Below are 18,208 nucleotides of genomic sequence, written 5' to 3'. Positions count from 1 at the left end.
TGTCTGCTAGCCCGTCAGTCGATGGCCCCGCAGACGGGCTAGCCGACCGCGGGATTTCACCCTCCCTGTTGGAACGTCGCGCGATTTGGATCGGCATGCAAGATGCGGCTGCCGGTTATGGACCTCTGCCCTCTGGATCAACCTGGATCAGGCGACTTTATCGGCGTTTTTGCCGATGGACCGCGCAAGCAAACCTTCAACCTCTCTCAAATCCCCGTCTTGAAGCCTTTCGGTGTCTTGGTCTGCAGTTCGGCCAGGACGCCGCTGATCTGATAGAGGACAACCGTAAACTGGAGGATCGTAACCCTTGTTGCCTATCTGGAGAGATATCGCCGTTTTCCTCGCCGCCACGCCCGAGGGCGAACACATAGGTCGCCGTGCGGTTGCGATCGCGCAACGTCATAATGCGCATCTGGTGGGCGTCTATGGCGTGTCCCACGAAAACGCGCATCCCACCGAAACCTATGCAAGGGGCACTGCGGCGATTCGAGACGTGCTGACGCGGCAACGGCTTGCCGACGAACAGAAAATTATTGCCGCCGCCCGCCATTTTGGAGAGCTGGCCCGCGAATATGGCATCGGCTCCGAATTCCGGATCGTGTGGCGCGATGACCTGCGCGACGAAAGCATGTTGCGGGCGCTGCACTGCGATCTCATCGTCGCGGCGCATCCCAAACCGGCAGACCTCCCGTCAGGCTGGTCGGCCGAGCGACTGTTGCTGGCCACCGGAATTCCCGTGCTGATGATCCCTGCGGGATGGGGCGGTGAGACGATCGGCGAAAATGTGCTGATCGCATGGAATCGCAGCCGAGAAGCGCGGCGGGCGGTGAACGACGCAATTCCGTTCATCAATTCCGCGTCCAACGTGACGATACTCACCATCGACAGCGGCCGGAACCCCGAACGTTTTGGAACAGAGCCTGGTGCCAATCTCCTTGAACATTTGTCCAGACACGGCGCACGTGTCGAGATCGCCAACATCACGTCCGAGGGCGCACCGGTGGCGGATGTGATCCTCGACCAGGCGGCGGAACGCGACGCAAACCTGCTCGTGATCGGGGCTTACAGCCACCCGCGCACCACCGAGATACTCTTCGGCGGTGTCACTCGATCGCTGCTGTCGAGCGCGCGGGTTCCGCTACTGATTTCCCGCTGACCAGGGCGTATCCAGCCTAAAGACGTTGGCAGAAGATTGGACGCCAAAGATGTTCGATATATCGGAGATAACCGCAAAATGAGCGTCGTAACCAGTGCTGCCGCTTTCCTTCTGATCGGAACGCAGCCCGAAGAAATAGGCGTTGTTCACCAGAATGAGCCATTGGTCCGGACAGATCAAGCTCAGGCAGCTTCTGCCGAACCATGTCCGATGATTGTGGATTCACAGGGCGAAGTGCAGACCCCTGTCATGATCGGCGAAGAGCCGGTGGAAACGGGACAATCGATCGATGTGCCGGCGAATCCTGAAAATACGGCTGAAGCAGCGCCGGACGAGATTATCGTAACCGCGCGGGGCGAAGCGCCGCCGGGCGACCCACTCCAGAATGTTAATATTGAGGCCTTCCAGGTGGCTCAGTCGGTCGACAAGGCGCTCGTTGGGCCGATCGCCAAGGGATATGAGGGGGGCGTTCCGAAGCCGATCCGTGATGGTCTTGGCAACGCCTTGCGCAATCTCAGCGAGCCGATCAATTTTGTGAACTTCCTGCTCCAGTTCAAGATAGGAAAGGCTTTGGAAACGGTCGGCCGCTTCGCGATCAACTCGACGATCGGCGTCGCGGGTGTATTCGACGTCGCCAAAAAGGCGCCCGTCAATCTGCCCTATCGATCCAACGGCTTCGCAAACACGCTTGGCTTCTATGGGGTGGAGCCCGGGCTCTATTTCTTCCTTCCGCTGGTGGGGCCCACGACATTGCGCGATATGGTCGGCGACGGCATCGACCTGCTCGTCTTGCCCGTTTCCGTTGGCAAGCCTTTCAACCAGACCGCCTATGCTGTCCCGACCACCGTCATCAACAGGCTGAACGATCGTGTCGCGCGGGACGCGGAAATCGAGCGTTTGCAAGAGGAAAGCGCTGATCCCTATGTGGAGACGCGCAGCTTGTATCTTGAGATGCGGCAGCGGGAAATTGACGTGTTGCGCGGCAAGGGTCGCGATCGGGCAGGCCAGCCCGAAATCGTCATTCCCGACACGCTTGTCGCACCTCAGGCTTCCGATCCATCAGCCGACACAGCGTCAGATTGTGCAAAAACCTTGAGCAGAGGCACGACCCTTCCGATCGAAGACTGAGCAAATTCGCGGCCAGCGACAATGCTCGGATGCTGCGGTCTTCGAGACGGAGAATTGTCGATCAGCGTCAGAGTGATGCCACGCTTCACGAAAGCATAGGCGTTGATTGTTATGCCTATACTGGCGCGTGTCGGGGTCCCGGGCGGCGCCTATCGGGACCCCGGTCAAAACCACCTTTTTACGATAATTCAAAATGATAGATCGTGAAAGAGGAGGGGCGCGCGCCAACGCTGATCCACACTTGAAAAGCTGCGACTGCGATCGCGAGCGAATTGGCAACCAAAAATCGGCTTCCGATATCGTCCAGCCCTTGCCAAATTGTGTGATGGTTTCTATGATGGTTTCAGCGGTATCTCGTTGTTGATTGCATCGGATTTCCGCCGCTTTGATGCCCAGTTCAGTTCTCTTCTGGGCACCAGTCAACCACTTTATCGTGTTGTTTTTGCATGATAAAGTGGTGAGGCGAGAAAGCCAGCCCCACATATGTTCCCACGTTTTGTGTGGGGTTTGATGGTATGGTTCGGATCTTGCTGGGACGCCGTTGCAGACTCATTGATGATGCCGTGTCGATGATCGGTCGCGCATTCATTTTCGGGCACCCGGTTGCGATTCAAGTCCCCCCCGCAGCTTTTGGTCGCCCGAGTTGCAGCTGGACCGCGATTTCTGAAATGCTATGACCTTTGACCCGCTTCCTCAGCGATGGCAAGGTCTGTCTCTCAAACAACGCCGCCGAGCGTTCACTGCGCTGCGTGCCTCTCGGGCGCAAGTCATGGCTGTTTTGCGGCTCGGATCGCGGTGGCCAGCGGGCGGCGGTCGCCTATTCGCTGATCCTGACCTGTCGACTCAACAACGTCGATCCGCAGGCATGGCTCGCCTACGTCCTCGCCCGCATCGCCGACCATCCCGTCAGCCGCCTCGACGAACTGCTCCCGTGGAATTGGAAGGCCGCCCAAGTCGCGCTCGCCGCCTGATCCAAACTGCGCCGCGGTACTCGGCGTATGCTTACGGCCAACCCGGGCGCAGCACGCGCCGATCGTTCAGCTCGGCAAGCAGTTCGGCGATCGCGGCATTGAACTCGGCCAGGCTGTAGAAGGTCCGGCGTCGCAGACGCCCGAACAACCAGCGCTCGACGATCGGGACCTTCGCGGCCGAACTGGCGAGTTTCGGATTAAAAACAAATAAGCAATTGACATACCTTCTTTTCAGCAAGCCTCGGGCGCGTAGCGCATGGCTTGAACGATCAAGTCCGTGGTCGTGCGTATGTGCGTAGTGGCAAGCTCGACGAGCCGGTCGGCATCCCGCTCGATCGCCGCGTCAACCAGTGCCTGATGCTCGGCGGCACCATCCCGCTTCGAGCTGACATACACGGCGAGACGTTGATATCTGGCTGACTGTTCGAACAGATCCAGATGAAGCGCGATCAGGCGCTCGCTGCCGCAGGCGTTTATCAATGCGGTGTGGAAGGCGGAGTGGAGATCGGCCCACGGCTGGTGCAGAACGCGATCAGTTCCAGGCACGAATTGCTCGGTTCCGCGCAGGCGATGCGCGGCGGCAATCACGTTCGCTTCCCACTCCAGCCCGCCTCGTTGGACCGAACGCCGCAGCGCAATTCCTTCAAGTTCGCAGCGGAGGTCAGTCAGGTCTGTCAAGTCTTCGATCTTGAGAGGAGTAACGACGAACCCCTTCTGGTCTCTCGAAATGACGAGCCGTTCGGCAACAAGCCGCGAAAGCGCCTCCCGTACCGCGCCTGGGCTGATTCCAAGTTCTTCAGCAAGGCCCCGGATCTTGAGTCGTTCGTCTGCGCTAATCTCGCCCGCCAGAATGCCGCTCCTGATCTGCGCATAGGCATATGAGCTCTGGCTCATCGAGAAGTTGGCCGCTGAGAACTGCTCCATCGATCGCCTCGGAAGCGCGCCATTCGACTGCGCAGTTGAAGGCGCCGCAACTCTCGTTCGCATTCACTACGCCTCCATATAGAACAAAATCAGACCAGCGCAGGTTCGGCGCTGCGCACCCCTTCAAGGTGATCGGCCCCCACCGAGTGGTCCAGTTTGATTGTTAGCACATTGTCCTCTCCGGTGCCATGGCCGGCCGCACGGAAACAGGAGGGCGGCCGTGGCGGCGTCGCAGTCTCTGGGGCGGCCGGCCGGTAGCCCAGCGAGCTGTGCGGCTTGACGGTGTTGTTGTAGTGCTGCCGCCAGGCCTCGATCAGGATTTCGCCTCGGCCAGTGTATAGAAGATCTCCCCATTCAAGAGCTCATGCTGCTGCCGCGCCGTCTCGCTGTCGAGCTTCATCTACTCATCTAGCTAGCGGGGCAAAGCTTCTCTTCCTCTGCCTTGATCTGGAGGGCAACATATTTTGCATAGATTCGGCTGTGGACGAACGAACCGCCAGCGAACCACAGGCCAGGCTGTGCGGTAGGCGTCCACATGTTTCGTAGTTCCCCGGTTTCGGGGTCAATACCCCAGACTTGGCCCACCCTTTCAGCAATGTCATCGCCAAACCAGCGGGGGAGGGCATCATCATAGCCCTTGTACCCGGTTGCGAGCACGACGAGGTCGACCCGAATCCTGCGCCCGCCCAACAGAACGGGTCCGCCCGTCTCGAAGGACTCGATCTGGTCGAACTGGACGATTGAAATCTCGCCGTCGGCGATGAGGTCCGAGCAGCCGACATTCATGTAATAGCCGCCTCCCCGGGTGAAGTATTTCATCGGCCAGCCGCCACTCTCGGGATCGCGCTCGACCTTGAACCCAGCCTGTTCGAGACGGTCGAGCAAATCGGAATCATTAGCTCGCACGAGCTTTGTCAAACGGCGGTGCTCGGCCTTGACGATCTCGATCGGAGCCGAGCAGGCAATGAGGTCCTTGAGTGCAAGGGATGGCCCATCGAGTTCGTACAGCGCGTCGAGATATACATGCGCGCTTGGTTCGATCTTGATTACTTCGGTCGTCCCCCGCTGCACCATGGTGACTTGCGCGCCATGCGCGTGCAGTTCCTGGGCAATGTCGTGTGCGCTCGTCCCGGTCCCCATCACCAGCACTCGCTTTCCTGCCCAGGCCGCTCCCCCGCTGAACTGGCTGGAGTGAATCACTGGCCCCTTGAAGTTCGCAATGCCCGGGATATCCGGGATGTAGGGCGCGCCGATCTGGCTGGTGGCGAGTATGATGTGGGCCGGTCGCACAACGCGTTCTGCGGATATACCGGTCTTGAGATGAGCCTCCCATGATAGAGAGGGGCGGTCATAGGTCGCCGACACAAACTCCGTCTCTGGCCAGAAGTTAATCTCCATGGCGTCGGCGTAAAATTCCATCCAGTTGGCGATCTTGTCCTTCGGAATGTATTTGGGCCAGGTGGGCGGATAGCTGAGAAAAGGAAAATGCACGCTGGCCGTCGGGCTGTGGAGCTTGAGGCTGTTGTAGCGCTTCCGCCAGCTGTCGCCGATGCGCGCGTGGCGATCGACTACAAGGTTGTCCACGTTGAGTGCGTTGAGCCAGGCGGCTACCGTCAGTCCGCCGTGTCCGGCCCCAACAATCAGCACTCTGGGCTCGCGGTCAGCGAATGCCGCGCTCGACTTTCGCTGCTCGGTCCAGTTCGGCCGCTTCCAGTCGCGCTCAAAGGCAGTGCCGTCGCGCTTTCGGCGCTCGGTCTCGATATCATGTCCTTTGAGCTCGTCGATCGCCGTCATCAAAGTCCAGGCGCGAGGCGCCTCGGGGCCTTCGGCAATATCCAGCCTGACCTGGCCGACCCCGGTACTGACGGCGGTATCGAAGCGGAGCCAGGCATCGATCGTTCGCCGCCCGGCAAATTCGCCAGGCATCGGGGGAGCAAGTTGCGTATCGAGGCGGACCGCCCTCGTGCCGGACCGCCTGGCGGCTGCGGATAGCTCGCGCGCAATGCGCGGCGCGCCGCTTATGGTTCGGATTCCGCGCTCGAGGCCAGCCACATTTCGCCAATAGCCCTCCGGCAGGAAAACGTTCGCGAGCTGCGCTTCCTCGCCTGAAGCAAGCGCCCGGTTGAACCGCTCGACCCATCCGGCAGCTATGTCGGAGCTGTCCGCGGCGTTGTCGGCCCTCGAATCCGGCATGATCTCCTCAAACGCTTCCAACGGCTTTCCCCTCTCTCAACATGCGCAGCACCCGCTGGCCAATTTCCGTATCCACACCCTTGGGCCAGCTGCGCTTCAGCGGATCCGACACTCGAAGCGCGAGCCGACCGATGCCCTCAATCTCGGCTTCGACCATCTCCCCGTCCTGAAGCGGTCCAAGTCCCTGATGGTTGGTGCCGGTGAAGATGAGGTCGCCGGGATTGAGCGTGGTCACCGACGACACGTAGGAGATGCTCTCCCAGACGTTGTGCCCCATGTCCGACGTACTGAAATCCTGGCGAAGCTCGCCGTCGACCCACAGACGAACGCCGAGCCGGTGCGGATCGGGAATTTCGTCGGCGGTCGCGATCACCGGGCCGATTGGAGAGAAGGTGTCGTGCGACTTGTTGAAAAGGCTTTGCGGAAGCACATCGCGGCGGCCTGAGACATCTATTCCGACCATATAGCCGAAGACATGAGACCGGGCGTCTTGCGCCTTGATGTCCTTCCCCGTCTTGCCGATGACGGCGACCAGCTCTGTTTCATGGTGAAAGACTTTCGCCGCCACCGGCGGCAACCGAATGGTGCCTCCTGGCCCGGTGATCGATTGCGGCGATTTCACGAAGGCCCAGATTGGAAGGGGCGGACCATCGGTCCCTTCGAGATAGTTCGACCCCATGGCCACCACCTTGCCCGGCCGCATCACTGGGGAATCCAGCGCGGCTTCGGACAGGGGCAGTGAAGGCAGCGAGGCCCTGGCCCGGTCGAATTCGGATCTGAACCGGTCAAAGCCGACAATGATATCGACCATGCGATCGCAATGGTCGGTCCGTTCCATCGCGTCTGCGAGGTGGCTTGCATCCAGGAGTCGATCACCCTCCACGACCCCGAATCCACCGCTGCTCAATCGTGCAATTTTCATGTGCTCCCCAGTCCTCAATGATCACAGGCGAAAGATGTGCCGCTAGACGTTGACCATGATGGCCTCGCCCTGTCCGAAGCCGCCGCAGATTGCTGCAATGCCCCTGCCACCACCGCGCCGGCGCAGTTCCGCAATGGCGGTCATGACCAGCCGCGCACCGCTGGCGCCCATCGGATGGCCGATCGCGACCGCGCCGCCATTGGGGTTGGTCTTGCGGCGAAGGCGCTCGGCCGACGTCGTGTCAAATTCCGCAAGCACCAGCGTGCTGACGAGCGGTGTCGCCGCGAAGGCCTCGTTGATCTCAAGAACGTCTACGTCCGCAATGCTCAGGCGCTGCTCTTCGAGCATCTTGAGGATTGAAAGCGCCGGTGTTCGCGTGCCGGAGGTCGGCCCTTCCGCGACCGAGGTCGTCCCGACCAGTTCGGCTATGGGTTCGAGATTGTTGTTGCGCCCGGCCTCCTCATTGCCGAGCAACACGAAGGCCGCTCCATCGTTCAGGCCCGGCGCGTTGCCGGCCGTTATCGTTGAGCTGCCCCGTACAACGGGCAGTCCCGCGAGTGACTCGGCGCTGGTGTCACTGCGGGGGCTTTCGTCGGTGGTAACCGCATCCCCGGACGGGCCGCCTGTCGCCGGGCGGGCTGGGACGGCAAACCGCTCGTACGCAAAGAAGCCTTCCCGCTCCGCCTTGAAGTAACGTTCGTGACTTTGCAGGGCCCAGGCGTCCTGAGTCTCGCGATCTACTCCGGCTTTGAGCGCCTCTTCGCTCGTGTAACCCGCGATAGAGCCCTCGCCGAACGGGACATCGAGCAGCAGCGGATCCTTCAGCTCAAGGCTCCCCATCCTGTGAAACGAGCGCTCGAACAGGCGTGGAGTGCGGCTGAGCACTTCGACGCCGCCCGCGATGAAGAGTCCCGCTGCGCCCGCGGCGACCTCCGTCGCTGCCAGGGCGATTGCCGACATTCCTGAACAGCAGGCGCGGTCGACTCCCAGCGACGGCGTCGAGAAAGGAACGCGGGAGCGCAGCACGGTCTGCCTCGCAGCCGTGAGTGTTCCACCGCCCGGCATCGCAGTACCGACAACCACTCGGGTGACCGCATCAGGCGAGACGCCTGTCCGTTCCAGCAGAGTGTCTAGGGTCAACGCGCCGAGCTCGGCGGGGCTGTATCCCCCCAGGCGTCCAAGGAACCTGCCGAAAGGCGTTCGACCAACGGCGTAAATGAAAACGCCAGAGCGAATCATTGTGCAGCTTCCCGCTCCGCGAGCGCCTTCAGAGCCGATACATCGATCTTCCCGTTGGCTGTTCGTGGCAGGTCCTGCGCGAAGATCCACCGCTTGGGCGTTCGGATTCCGAGATCGCAGCGGGCCTTCCGGCGAAAGCTTTCTCGTCGTTCTTCGTCGTCAGCGGCCAGGACTACGACCGCTGCGAGTTCCTCACCCCACTCTGCGCTGGGCAAGCCGAAGACCGCGCACTGTCGAACGTCGGGAAGCTGGCAAAGGAACGACTGGACCTCGGCGGGGTACATGTTCATTCCGCCACAGATGATCATGTCCTTTCTTCGGCCGGCGAGCGAGAGATAGCCATCTGCGGTCCAGCGGGCGAGGTCACCTGTCCACAGCCATCCTTCACGAAGGACCTCCGCGGTCGCCTGCGGGTCGCGCCAGTAGCCGAGCATGATGTGGGGTGAGCGAACCGTGATCTCGCCGATTTCGTCCCCCTCGACCGGATTGCCGTCCTTGCGCCGAACCATGAGTTCGACGAAGGGATACGGCCTGCCGACCACACCATGCCGAAGCTCCACAAGCTTGCCGTTGCTGAACACAGCGTGCTCGTCGGGTGGCAAGGTTGCGCAAGTCATCATCGCCTCGGTCAACCCATAGTTCTGCGCGATGATCGGGCCGAAGCTTTCGACCGCCGCCCGCAACGTTGCGTAAGGCATGCTTTCGGCACCGTAGACGATGAGCCGAAGCGACTGCCGGGCAGCGGCGCAAAAAGCGTCAGATGCAATCAGTCGGGTCATGAGCGTCGGGACGCATTGCAGAACCGTGACTGAATGGTCTCGGATCTCGCGCGCCAGCGAATCGGGATCAGTGTTTTCCGGCAGGAAGATGGTCGAACCGGACAGCAGCAGGGGGACGACATAGGTGCCGGCAGCATGACTGAGTGGTCCGGTCAAAGCGACGACGTCACTTCGCCTGAAGTCCCTCACGGTCATCAGGTTGCGCCACACAGTCTCCCAGTTGAGGTGGCTCTGCATCACGCCTTTCGGCGCTCCAAGTGTGCCCGATGTGTAGTGAATCGAAGCAAGCGCGCCTTCATCCGCGTCAGGCCGTGCGCCCGGATCAGCATGGGCAATCGAGTTGAGGTCGAGCTGTTCGACCGGCACAGTCCGCACGCGTGTTTCGGACAACCTTGCCAGTGCTTCCTGGACCGGACCGGCCGAAGCCGAGTCGTGAAGAACCAGTTCCGCCTCGCTCGCCTTGACAACGTTAGCAAGCTCGAGAGGCGACATCCTCCAGTTCACGGGAACGCCGACCAGACCGGCGTCACGCAAGGATAGCGGGAGCAGGGCTGCGTCAATGCCGTTGTGCATGAAAACGACGATCCGCGCGCCGGGCTGCGCAAGCTGCGACAGCCGTTCCGAGAGCGCCAACATTCTGGCGAACATGCCGCCATAGGAAAGCTTGGCCCCAGGAGTGGAAATCGCATCTTTGTTGGCGAATGCGCGCGTAGCCTGCGCAAGCAGCCTCGTGATACGTGGAACGTTGCGATTCACTGACGGCAACGGTGAGGACACTTGCCCACTCCTCATGAGCTTTTAGCACACAACGTACCTGAGGCACTGCCAAGTCGATGGACAGGATATTACAATGGTCTGCATCTGCCGTCCACCGAAAAAATATTTTAAGCCACATGATATCTCTCTATTGCCTTTATATATCCCGTGGGGCATACTTGTCATGCGTCGGACTTCGGAAGGAGGGGGGGGTGATCAAGGCATGAATGTGACTGCTGCGGAAGCATCAATCGTGAAGTGCGCGACCAGTGGGCGAGCTTTCTGCGCGACGGCGAAGAAGCCGATCGGTCAAGAACGCGGCCGCGTGTTGCCAGATATGCGTGGGGAAGAAGGTGCCCGCTGGGACATCGACGGAGTACTCGAATGAGCGGGCGGGTCGAAGCCGAAGGTCCGACTCGGATTGCCCAGCCGAGACACGTTTATGCGACCGGTCTTCAGTTCGGCGAAGGCCCACGCTGGCACGATGACGCCCTCTTCGTTTCGGACATGTTTGGCAAAAGGGTGGTGCGCATCGGAGCCGACGCGACGGTTGAAACCATCATCGAAGTTCCTGGTGCGCCGTCCGGCCTCGGCTGGCTGCCTGACGGTCGGATGATCGTCGTTTCGATGACAGATTCGATGCTTCTCTCGGTCGCCGGCGGAAAGATGGATGCTTACGCGGATCTTTCGTCGATTTGCCGCGGTACGCCCAATGACATGGTGATCGATCGACATGGCCGCGCCTATGTGGGCAATGCCGGGTGCAATCTCTTCAAGGGCGTCGATCCCAAACCGACGAACCTCGTTCTGGTTGAGGATGGGAAGGCCAGCGAGGTTGCCGACGGTCTGATCTTTCCGAACGGCATGGCCATAAACGAAAACGGCGACACGCTGATCGTTGCCGAAACCTTCGCGCATCGTCTGACCGCATTTTCAATCCGGCCGGACGGTTCACTTGGGGACCGCCGCGAATTTGCTCGACTTGATGGCCGCACGCCAGACGGAATCTGCCTTGACCGCGAAGGCGCAGTGTGGGTGGCCTCAGCAGAAACTGGCGAAGTCTTGCGCGCGCGCGAGGGCGGCGAAATCGCCGTGGTGGTCGACGTCGATGGCCGCTTCGCGGCCGCATGTGTGACCGGGGGGGCTGACCGGCGCACGTTGTTCCTGGTCCTGTCGGAAACGACGCCGGAGAGATTCATGAGAGGCGAGTCATCCTGTTCGATAGAGACGATCGAAATCTCCGTAGCAGGCGCCGGGATTCCATAACTCATGAAAAGTGGGGCTGTGAAATGATTGTGGGACTCGATCGTGCGGTCAGACGAGCACCGTTGAGGGGAGAGACATGATGAAGGCATCCTTTGCCGTTTTGACGGCAGGGGTTTCCGTGCTTGCTGTCTGGAGTTCGGCGGCGATGGCGGAAACCGCGATGGTCCAGACTGGCGCAGAGCCGGCGGTTCAGCCGGTCAATCCGCCCGAAACCGAGCAGCCAAACGCACCGTCACCCGCCGCGACGTCGGCCGATGAGGTAGCGCAGGAAACCAAAGATAAAGATTTGGCTGTAGGCGACATTGTCGTGACTGCGAGGCGGAGGACGGAGCGGCTTCAGGACGTCCCCATCTCCGTCTCGGCGGTCAGCGGAAAATCACTGGACGTTTATAACATCCAAAGCGTCGAAACAGTTGCTTCCCGAGTATCCAACGTCCGCATCTCCCCGGGGCCTCTATCGGATCTGATTAACATTCGAGGAGTTGGCTCATCGCTCAATCTTGGATTCGAGCAATCAGTCGGGGTATTCGTCGATGGCGTGTATCGGCCGCGGTCGCGAGCGATCCGTGCTGCGTTGTTCGACGTCGAGCAGGTCGAAATCCTCAAAGGTCCGCAGACAACGTTCTTCGGAAACAACACCATAGCCGGCGCGATCAACATCACGACGAGAAAGCCATCGCAGTCGCTGGAGACCAACGCGACAGCGTTCTACGCTCCCAATTTCGGAGAATATAGCGTCGAAGCCGGGATCTCAGTCCCCTTGACGCCGCGCCTGGCGGTTCGTGTTGCCGGCCGAGCGAACGGCATGGATGGCTACATCAAGAACGAGTATCTCGATGACACGTCGCCGCGGACGCGGGAGAAAATCGGTCGTGTCGCGTTGGCATGGGAACCGGCGGAAAGCGTTTCCGTCGATGCGCGTGTCGACGTCGGCCGCATGCGCAACGATGGCGTCTGGTCGACTCAACTCGTCAGCTGTCCGCCACCGCCCGAGTTTCTGCCCCGGGCTGTTGTTTGCCAGCGCTACCTTGCCGCCGCCGGAGGCGATGCCGACGACGAGCTCGACGGCGTTTCGTCAACCGCGGGCTCGTTCTTCAACTACGATTATCTGGAGGCGGCGCAGACCACAACGATCGGCATCGGTCAGCACTCCTTGACCCTGACCACCGGATATTTCGAGCACGAGTATGAATTGTTGAATGATGTGCTGCCCTTTCCACCCGACCAGGGCGGTAGCGTGTTCAACACCACGCAATCCCTCCCCGACCTGATCTTAGAGGACTTCCACCTGTTCAGTCAGGAGCTGAGGTTCCAATCACCCACCGGTGGCACTCTCGAGTATATGGCTGGCCTGTACTATTACAACAGCAGCCTGGACGCGAGCACTTACCAGGGAGAGTTCTTCCTGCCCTTCGGCGCTTTCGCCCCCGGCTTTTTCACTCCAGCGGACAAGATCGCCTTCATGATCCGCAACCAGGAAAAGAATGACACCTATTCTGCCTTTGCGTCCGCAACGCTACGCCTTTTGCCGCACTCGCGACTGAATCTTGGCGGCCGCTATTCAATCGTGAAAAAGAAGGCTTCCCGAGAGACTGTTCTTGGAACCGTCGCTGACTCTCTGCCAAACCCCGACGACTTCACTCCTGGCCCGCCTGGCGGACAAGCGATCTTGTTTCCGATCGTGGGCGTGGAGCCAGGACAGTTCGACGACACTTCGCGAACCGACAAAAAATTCATGCCTGCTGTCAGCGTCGAGTACGACGTCCGCCCAAACGTGATGGCCTATGTGTCCTATGCCAAAGGATTCAAGGCCGGTGGCTTCGCCGGATACGCCGGCAAGTCGATCTTCGATCCCGAAACCGTGGATGCATTCGAAGCGGGTGTGAAATCGACAATCCTTGGCGGCAGGGGTGTCGTGAACGTCGCGGCATTTTACAGCGACTATAACGATTTGCAGGAGACAACGACGATTTTCACGGAGCTTGGAACGACCAGGCAGATCGTCGGGAACGTCGCGAAGTCGACGAGCAAGGGCGTCGAGCTGACTGCAAGGTTCACGATTGCCGACGGAATCTCGCTGGCCACGGATGTTGCGTACCTCGACGCGCGCTATAAGGATTACGAAAATGCGCCGTGCACGGCTCTGCAGTCGCTTTTCGCGAATCCCTGCACTCAGGACCTCTCAGGGAAACGCCGGGCCTTTGCTCCGGAGTGGAGCGGGAACGTAGCGTTATCCGTGGACCGGCCGCTCAATGCTGCTCTCGACTTCCGTTTCGACACCAATGTCTATTTCACGTCGTGGTACTATCAGCAGCCGATTGCCGACAAGAACCTCAGTCAGCCCGGCTATGCGAAGATCGACGCCCGGTTCGCCATTGGCCCGAGCAACCGCCGCTGGGAATTGGCGGTCGTCGGCAAGAACTTGACCGACAAGCGGACGGCGAACTGGCGCCAGAATATCGCGAGCCCGGGCAGCTTCCAGGTCCTTGAAGATCCCGGCCGCTCCGTGGGACTTCAGCTGTCGTGGCGGCAATAGAGGTGAGCGTTCGGCGGGCTCTTCTTCGTCTGCTGGTCGCTGCCGCTGCCCTTCTCGGCGGCGCGCCCAGCACGGCGGACAGGCCGCGGCAGACGACTCGCCCGCCCAACATCCTGCTGATCGTTGCCGACGATCTCGGCTTCTCCGACCTGGGCTCGTTCGGCGGTGAAATCCGCACCCCCCATCTGGACGCAATCGCTCGCCGCGGCGTTCGGCTGACAGGGTTCTACACATCGTCGACCTGTTCGCCGACACGGGCCATGCTTCTGACAGGAGTGGACAATCACAAGGTCGGCCTAGGCAGCATGGCGGAGTTGCTCACGCCGGAGCAACGCGGCGCCTTGGGTTACGAGGGATACCTCAATGAGCGCGCGGCGACACTCGCTGAACGGCTCAAGATGGCTGGCTTCGACACGATGATGACCGGCAAGTGGCATCTTGGAAGAAGGCGCGGCCAGTTTCCCAGTGACCGCGGCTTCGACCGTTCCTTTGCCCTGCTGCAGGGAGACCATAATCACTTTGGATATGACCAAGGGCCTGCTTACCGGATGGTGGGTGCAGGAAGGGATTACGTTTTGAATGGCCAACCTGCCTACTTCCCGCTGGGCGTTTACGGTGACGATTATTTTACGACGAAGCTGATCGAATTCCTTAAGCAGAGGCAGGCCCAGCGACCGTTTTTTGCCTATCTCGCCTTCACAGGTCCTCACTGGCCGCTTCAGGCTCCCGCCGAAGATATCGCCCGCTATCGCCATCACTATGACGCCGGCCCTGTCGTCGTCCAGAAGGCCAGGCTGGAACGGATGAAGCGGCTCGGCATCGTTAAGGACGACGTGGTACCTTATCCCGTGGATGCCGCGGCGTGGAACCGCATGGGTCCGCTTGAGAAATCGATCCAATTGCGAAAGATGGAAGTCTATGCCGCGATGGTGGATCGCCTCGATCAGAATGTCGGAAGGATCATTGATTATCTGAAAAGGTCGGGCCAGCTCGACAACACGATCATTATCTTTCTGTCTGACAACGGTGCGGAAGGATACCCGATCGAGCATCCATTCGATCTGCCGCAACCAGGTAAAGTCGCCGGCACGTCGATAGACAACAGCCTGGAGAGCGTCGGCACGGCGCGATCCTATACAGGAACGGGGCATCTTTGGGCGCAGGTCAGCTCGACACCATTCCGCGGAGTGAAACTGGATATGACGGAGGGCGGAATCCACACTCCGGCGATCATCGCCGGCCCGGGCGTCCGGAGCGCAAAGCTGAACGGAACGGTGACTCATGTCACCGACGTCGTTTCTACCGTGCTCGACTTAGTGCATGCTTCAGTGGAACGTGTCGTAAAGGGAAAGCCAGTCATCGCCCCCGAAGGACGATCCTGGATCGACCTGCTGGCGGGCCGTGTGTCGGAAGTCCGTTCCGAACGAGATATGGTGGGATGGGAACTGCTGTATCGGCGCGCCGTCCGCGTTGGTCGGTGGAAGGCCGTGTTCCAACCCAGCCTTATTCCGCTGTTCAAGGAACATACTCCGCTCGACCAAGTCCATTGGCAGCTATTCGACCTGAAGCATGATCCGGGCGAAATTCACGACCTTGCGGCAGAGCAGCCTCAGCGTCTTAACGCCATGCGGCGTGAGTGGGAACGCTATGCAGCACGGAACTCGGTAGTCTTACCTGGGCGCGCGTTTGCCAAAACCAGCGGAGACACACGTTGAAACTGCCATTCGCCAAGGCGTTCGCGTCTGGTTCGGCGATTGTCGTGACGGCACTTCTCGCGTCGCTGAGCAGCGGACCGGCTACCCCGCCGGTGAGTACTTGTGCCGGCAAACCCGGGCAAGTGCACGTGCCTGCGGCTGGCCCCAACGGCAGTGGGGGTTCGGCACCAGCTGGTCGTGCATTCCTTATCGATCGGACGGAGGTCACCGTTGCCCAGTTCGAGGCGTTCGTCAAAGCGACTGGTTACCGTACCCATGCCGAGCGCGTCGGCTGGTCGGCCGTCTTCCATCGCCGCTCCGATGCTGCCCGATTGACAGGAAACTGGTGGGTCGCGGTACTAGGAGCAGATTGGCGCCACCCTTTGGGCCCCGGTCAGCCAGAAGCAAGCCGATGCGAACCGGTTACCCAAGTTACTTACGACGACGCACTTGCATTCGCCAAATGGGCGGGAAGGGATCTGCCGACCGACGTCGAGTGGGAACGCGCAGCGACAGGCGGCGATTCCGCTTCCACGTCCTCGTTGAAATGGGCCTATGCTGTGGACGGAACTCCGCTGGCCAATACCTGGCAAGGACTTTTCCCGGATTTTAACACCGCCGAGGACGGATTTGCCGGCGTTGCGCCGGTCGGGTCCTTTCCGCCGAACCGCTACGGACTCTACGATATGATTGGAAACGTCTGGGAGCTGACACGCAGCGTCGCTGATGGAACCCCGGTCCTGAAGGGCGGGTCATATCTTTGTTCATTCAATGCCTGTGCAAATTTTCGGCCTTCGGCGGCGGTGCCGCAAGAAACCGAAATCGCCACTTCGCACGTTGGGTTCAGAACTGTGCGGCGTGAAAGGCTGCCCCACGGTCAATCACAACCATCAGGAGACTGAGATGACTAATGTGCAACAACCACTTCTTTCCCACCTAGGAGTTTATGTCTGGGATCTTCCGCTCATGGTTGAATTCTACCAGAATGTTTTTGGTATGATCGTCACAGACAGGGGGATTGGACGGTCGATTGGTGCCGAGCTCGTATTTCTCAGCAGTTCCCCGGAACATCATCATCAACTCGTACTTGCGACTGGCCGGCCCCGCGACACGACGTTCAGCACGATCATGCAGATCTCATTCCTGGTCCCTTCCATACAGATTCTACGCGACGTCCGTGACAGAGCAAAGAGCAATGGGGCAAAAAGCCTCTTGTGCTTGAACCACGGAACCTCGCTCTCCGTGTATGCCGACGACCCTGAAGGGAACAGGCTCGAAATCTACTACGAGACTCCCTTTTACATTCCGCAGCCTTACGGAGACCCTCTGGATCTCGACCAAAGCGACGAATCCATTCTGCAAAGGACAGAGGAGCTGTGCAGGAGCAATGCCGGCTTCATGCTTCGAGATGATTGGAAGCATCGATTCATCCGGCAGAACCTGGCGACTACAAATTTGACGTGATGGGATGGACGGCCCCTGCACCAGCGTAGCTTAGCTGTGCGATGATGGCCGTAGAGCCATCCCCCGGATCGTCGCCACCGGCGTTTGGGCGCGCACCGAAGAGGAAGCCCAGACATGGCTCCACCAATGGAATCAGCCGGACACCTTGATTTACCCTGTTCCGGCGCCGTGTTTAGCGTGAACGGGCAGACGGCAGCATGGATTTGTGGCCCTGCGGCCCTTTCGGCCCCAGCTGCCGGAAGGGTGAGCGGCTGCCGGGCCTGTCCGATCACGTCATTGCCGGCCTTGCTTCCCATGACGTGAACAGCGCGCCGGAAATAAACAAAACGGAATCAGACAAAAGGCACCCCCTGTATGTTCCGATCCATAGCCGCTGAGGCCCTATCGGCAAAGTGTGCAAACGGAACCGCGCGCGTCCAGTTCTGCCTTCGCATCACGGTAGGGGGCTTATCTGAATGGCGCAGCGCGTAGCCTTTTTTGTCCTTTTGGCCGTCGCTTGGCATTTCTCGATAACCTCCCGGTTATCGCGCAGTATCTCGGCGGCTTGATTGAGTGCGGCCCAAGCCTGCGGGCTGTCCGCCTGCATAAGCCGAGCACCTGCTTCCCATAAGGTCGGTTCGCCGATGATATGTGCCGCCATGCTTTCCGGCATGTGCCAGCTTTGCGGCAACACGCGCAACACAGTGCCGGGAAGGAACGACCATAGCAGGCACCCGGCAAGGACTCCGCCGCCGATGCTCCACCATAGATGCTCGCGTTGCTGCCCCCGCGTTCGAGCGTTACCAACGATCCGATGTAATGCCTGCACGGCTTCCGCCTGACTCTGCTGGACTTGCTGGACGCTGGCCCGGTCGGTCTCACGCGCCTTGTGCGCCGCTGCCGCGATGCGCGCGCCCATATCTTCCGGGGTCATGTCGAGTGCGGGCGCATCCTCGATAGCCTTCATCCGCTTGTGGATCGCTGCGAGGTAGGCGTTCGTCTTTTCCAGCGTCGGGTTATAGTCGGGAATCTCGATGTTCAGCCGCTCGGTCGCCATATGCTCGACGGCGCGGGCCATGAGCGCTATGCGCCCATCGAGTCCCGCCACCCGGTCGTCGAGCCGCGCGAACGCTTCCGCCGCCGTTTCCTCTCGGGGTTCCGGCTCCGGCGCATTCGACGGCAATCGTTGTTCGTCCATCTC

General features: G+C 60.3%; 14 protein-coding genes and 2 pseudogenes. 8 read left to right on the top strand and 8 right to left on the bottom strand.

Annotated elements, in window-relative coordinates; all coding sequences use genetic code 11:
* Positions 1 to 307: 307 nt before the first annotated feature.
* From CHB69_RS10785 to CHB69_RS10775, 3 genes and pseudogenes are all read left to right on the top strand, one after another.
* Positions 308 to 1,156, top strand: coding sequence for a universal stress protein (locus tag CHB69_RS10785; RefSeq protein WP_141133965.1), 849 nt, complete (start codon positions 308 to 310; stop codon positions 1,154 to 1,156).
* Positions 1,157 to 1,234: 78 nt separating this feature from the next.
* Entirely contained in the window at positions 1,235 to 2,284 is a 1,050-nt protein-coding gene (locus tag CHB69_RS10780) for an MlaA family lipoprotein (protein ID WP_089216017.1), read from the top strand.
* 683 nt (positions 2,285 to 2,967) lie between these two features.
* Positions 2,968 to 3,255: pseudogene (locus CHB69_RS10775) on the top strand (transposase domain-containing protein); the annotation flags it as partial.
* A 31-nt stretch (positions 3,256 to 3,286) separates the two neighbouring features.
* Here the strand turns inward: CHB69_RS10775 and CHB69_RS20115 are convergent.
* From CHB69_RS20115 to CHB69_RS10745, 7 genes and pseudogenes are all read right to left on the bottom strand, one after another.
* The gene (locus CHB69_RS20115; protein WP_170935513.1) at positions 3,287 to 3,493 is read right to left on the bottom strand and encodes a hypothetical protein; all 207 of its coding nucleotides are present in this window, start codon (positions 3,491 to 3,493) and stop codon (positions 3,287 to 3,289) included.
* Positions 3,487 to 4,179, bottom strand: coding sequence for a GntR family transcriptional regulator (locus CHB69_RS10770; RefSeq protein WP_170935520.1), 693 nt, complete (start codon positions 4,177 to 4,179; stop codon positions 3,487 to 3,489). The genes CHB69_RS20115 and CHB69_RS10770 overlap by 7 nt, the downstream gene beginning before the upstream one ends.
* Positions 4,180 to 4,342: 163 nt before the next feature.
* A pseudogene (locus tag CHB69_RS10765) lies at positions 4,343 to 4,546 on the bottom strand (integrase core domain-containing protein); the annotation flags it as partial.
* A 41-nt stretch (positions 4,547 to 4,587) separates the two neighbouring features.
* Positions 4,588 to 6,393 carry a flavin-containing monooxygenase gene (locus CHB69_RS10760; RefSeq protein ID WP_212541918.1) on the bottom strand — a complete coding sequence of 602 codons (1,806 nt, stop codon included), beginning with the start codon at positions 6,391 to 6,393 and terminating at the stop codon, positions 4,588 to 4,590.
* The gene (locus tag CHB69_RS10755) at positions 6,380 to 7,294 is read right to left on the bottom strand and encodes a fumarylacetoacetate hydrolase family protein (protein WP_089216015.1); all 915 of its coding nucleotides are present in this window, start codon (positions 7,292 to 7,294) and stop codon (positions 6,380 to 6,382) included. Before CHB69_RS10755 ends, CHB69_RS10760 begins: the two co-directional genes overlap by 14 nt.
* A 42-nt stretch (positions 7,295 to 7,336) precedes the next feature.
* On the bottom strand, positions 7,337 to 8,533 hold the full coding sequence (locus tag CHB69_RS10750; protein ID WP_089216014.1) for a thiolase family protein: 1,197 nt from the start codon (positions 8,531 to 8,533) through the stop codon (positions 7,337 to 7,339).
* Positions 8,530 to 10,104, bottom strand: coding sequence for a class I adenylate-forming enzyme family protein (locus CHB69_RS10745; protein ID WP_089216013.1), 1,575 nt, complete (start codon positions 10,102 to 10,104; stop codon positions 8,530 to 8,532). Before CHB69_RS10745 ends, CHB69_RS10750 begins: the two co-directional genes overlap by 4 nt.
* A 348-nt stretch (positions 10,105 to 10,452) precedes the next feature.
* Here CHB69_RS10745 and CHB69_RS10740 point away from each other — a divergent pair, with 348 nt between their 5' ends.
* The 5 genes from CHB69_RS10740 to CHB69_RS10720 all read left to right on the top strand — a co-directional run bounded on the left by CHB69_RS10740 (position 10,453) and on the right by CHB69_RS10720 (position 17,028).
* Positions 10,453 to 11,334: an SMP-30/gluconolactonase/LRE family protein gene (locus CHB69_RS10740; RefSeq protein ID WP_089216012.1), complete on the top strand. Its 882-nt coding sequence runs from the start codon at positions 10,453 to 10,455 to the stop codon at positions 11,332 to 11,334.
* Positions 11,335 to 11,410: 76 nt separating this feature from the next.
* A complete protein-coding gene (locus CHB69_RS10735; protein ID WP_089216011.1) occupies positions 11,411 to 13,870 on the top strand; it encodes a TonB-dependent receptor in 2,460 nt (819 codons plus the stop codon).
* Positions 13,858 to 15,585 carry an arylsulfatase gene (locus tag CHB69_RS10730; protein ID WP_245836711.1) on the top strand — a complete coding sequence of 576 codons (1,728 nt, stop codon included), beginning with the start codon at positions 13,858 to 13,860 and terminating at the stop codon, positions 15,583 to 15,585. Before CHB69_RS10735 ends, CHB69_RS10730 begins: the two co-directional genes overlap by 13 nt.
* The gene (locus CHB69_RS10725; protein WP_212541917.1) at positions 15,582 to 16,466 is read left to right on the top strand and encodes an SUMF1/EgtB/PvdO family nonheme iron enzyme; all 885 of its coding nucleotides are present in this window, start codon (positions 15,582 to 15,584) and stop codon (positions 16,464 to 16,466) included. Before CHB69_RS10730 ends, CHB69_RS10725 begins: the two co-directional genes overlap by 4 nt.
* 1 nt (position 16,467) lies before the next feature.
* Positions 16,468 to 17,028: a VOC family protein gene (locus CHB69_RS10720; protein ID WP_089216010.1), complete on the top strand. Its 561-nt coding sequence runs from the start codon at positions 16,468 to 16,470 to the stop codon at positions 17,026 to 17,028.
* 433 nt (positions 17,029 to 17,461) lie between these two features.
* Here the strand turns inward: CHB69_RS10720 and CHB69_RS10715 are convergent, their stop codons facing one another.
* Positions 17,462 to 18,205: a DUF6118 family protein gene (locus CHB69_RS10715; RefSeq protein WP_089216009.1), complete on the bottom strand. Its 744-nt coding sequence runs from the start codon at positions 18,203 to 18,205 to the stop codon at positions 17,462 to 17,464.
* Positions 18,206 to 18,208 lie beyond the last annotated feature (3 nt).

It is taken from the genome of Sphingopyxis indica (genome assembly GCF_900188185.1).
Taxonomy (GTDB): Bacteria; Pseudomonadota; Alphaproteobacteria; order Sphingomonadales; family Sphingomonadaceae; genus Sphingopyxis; species Sphingopyxis indica.
The sequence above is the reverse complement of the archived record's forward strand: the minus strand, read 5'-3'. Positions and strand labels throughout refer to the sequence as shown.